This is a genomic window from Pseudoalteromonas ulvae UL12, assembly GCF_014925405.1.
GTDB classification, from domain to species: Bacteria; Pseudomonadota; Gammaproteobacteria; order Enterobacterales; family Alteromonadaceae; genus Pseudoalteromonas; species Pseudoalteromonas ulvae.
This window is the reverse complement of record NZ_AQHJ01000012.1, coordinates 1-2271: the sequence shown is the minus strand read 5'-3', so window position 1 is coordinate 2271 and position 2271 is coordinate 1. Positions and strand designations below refer to the sequence as shown.

Below are 2271 nucleotides of genomic sequence, written 5' to 3'. Positions count from 1 at the left end.
TTGAGCTGTTGAATGTGCCTCGCACGATAGCACTCACACCTTTGTTTCAAATCATGCTGACAGTCAATGAAGATGGGGGTAGTGATGATCTAGAATTTTCGGGAATGGCGATTGAGCCTATTCACACTTCTGAAATTGAAGCTAAGTTCGATTTGAGCCTCGACATTACTATTGAAGATTCTGAGCTGGCAATCAGTTGGGTATACGATACTGCATTATTCACTCAGCAAAAAATCGAAACACTTAATCAGCATTTTTGTTTGTTAGCTCAGCAATTTCTGGCTGAACCTTCTCACTCATTAGCTGATCTTAATATGCTTTCAGAAGCAGAATTAACTTACCAATGTGACTCACTCAACCAAACGCATAGCAGTTTTGATGATTCCAATTGGCTGCATAGCTTGTTTGAAAAACAGGTCAAGGATTGGCCTGAGCAATGCGCAATCGTAGATGCAGAGCTGGCTTTGTCTTATCTTGAATTGAACGAGCAAGCAAATCGTTTAAGTTATTATCTTATTGCTCAAGGCGTAGATAGAGGCAGCCGCGTAGGTGTTTGGATGCACCGAGGTATCGATTGGATGACGAGTGTTTTAGCGATACTAAAGGTCGGCGGGACATATGTGCCGTTGGATCCTGCGTATCCAGCTAGCCGTCTTAGTCATATGATTAATGATAGCCAAGCTTTGCTTGTATTATCGACATCTCAGGTGGAAAAAAGTGCGATTCTTGAGTCGTCGTTCCCTATTATTGAAATCGATACTGAAACAAGTGTAATTAATGCCTGTAATAGCGACGATATTGAAGTCGGCCCCCCTAATGAGAACGATATTGCTTATGTAATATATACGTCAGGTTCTACAGGCATGCCAAAAGGTGTTCCTCTTACACATAGAGGCGCGGTCAATTTAGCTTTAACAACACAGCAATACTTTAAGATTGAGCGCGAAGATCGCGTCATGCAATTTGCTTCTCCAAGTTTTGATGCGGCAACATGGGAATGGATGATGGCACTGTGCTCAGGGGCAACGCTATTCGTATGTGATAGTACGGTGCGCCAAAATGGAGAGATGTTGTCGGCCTTCATTAGCGATCAGAAAATCACTCATGCTGTTCTGCCTCCTACGTTGTTAAATTATCTAGATATTAACCAACCTTATGCATTTAAAGCATTGATTGTAGGTGGTGAAGTGTGTGCTGAACAAGCTGCTTGGAAATGGGCAAAGCATGTACCACTTTTTAATGCATATGGTCCTTCAGAAGCGACGGTATGTTCTCATGTCGCAAAAATAGAAGTAGAGCGTCCAGTCGTTATAGGCTCGCCTATAGCCAATACTAGGCAGTATGTTCTAGATAGTCAGTTAAACGTGCAGCCACAAGGTACTATTGGAGAGCTTTATCTTGCAGGTGACGGAGTTTCATCAGGATATATTAATCGTCCTGAGCTAAATGCAGAGCGATTTATTCAAGCAACAATATTCGGTAAGACTGAGCGACTGTATCGTACGGGCGACTTGGTTCAGTTGAACGAAGATGGGCAATTAAAGTTCATTGGCCGTAATGACGATCAAGTTAATGTTCGAGGTTTTCGTATAGAACTGAGTGAAGTTGAACAGTTAATTGATGCTCAGGAGTGCGTGAAATCCAATATTGTACTTGTGAATAAAGAAACTAGTCCTGAACACTTGGTGGCATTTGTTGAACTCTCAGAAAACAGCGAACAGCTAATTGCATCAGCTGCATTGAAGCAACACCTAGATGGAGCGCTATCAAACCAGATGCCTCGACATATGCTGCCATCGCATTATGTCATGATTGATGCTTGGCCGATGACAGCAAACGGCAAAGTTGACAAAAAAGCATTGCATAACATGTTGGCGTTAAAAGGTGTTGTGGGTGCGGGGCAATCGCCGAGCACGTCAATTGAAAAAACGTTAGCCTTAGTGTGCGCGCGCGTATTGAAACTTAATCAAACTGATCTAGATATTTCGGCTAGCTTTTTTGAACTAGGTGGTCACTCGTTGCTGCTCATTCAGTTCATGTACGAGATAGAAAAAGCGTTTTCTGTCAGCTTAAGCGTCGCTCAGTTAATGAGTGTGTCATCATTGACGGCATTGGCAACACTAATCGAAAATTCAGCGCATCAGACATCGCAGGCGATAGAGCCGCTTGAGGAAAATTTGCGTTTATTACCTCAGCCGTTGTCGTTTGCGCAACAACGATTGTGGGCAATAGATAAGTTTGAAGGGGGCTCAGCCCATTACAACATGTCTT

1 protein-coding gene is annotated in these 2271 nt (G+C 42.9%); it reads left to right on the top strand.

What is annotated here, in order from left to right:
- Positions 1–14: 14 nt before the first annotated feature.
- A partial coding sequence (locus PULV_RS00070; protein ID WP_193330566.1) for a non-ribosomal peptide synthetase occupies positions 15–2271 on the top strand: 2257 nt, incomplete at its 3' end.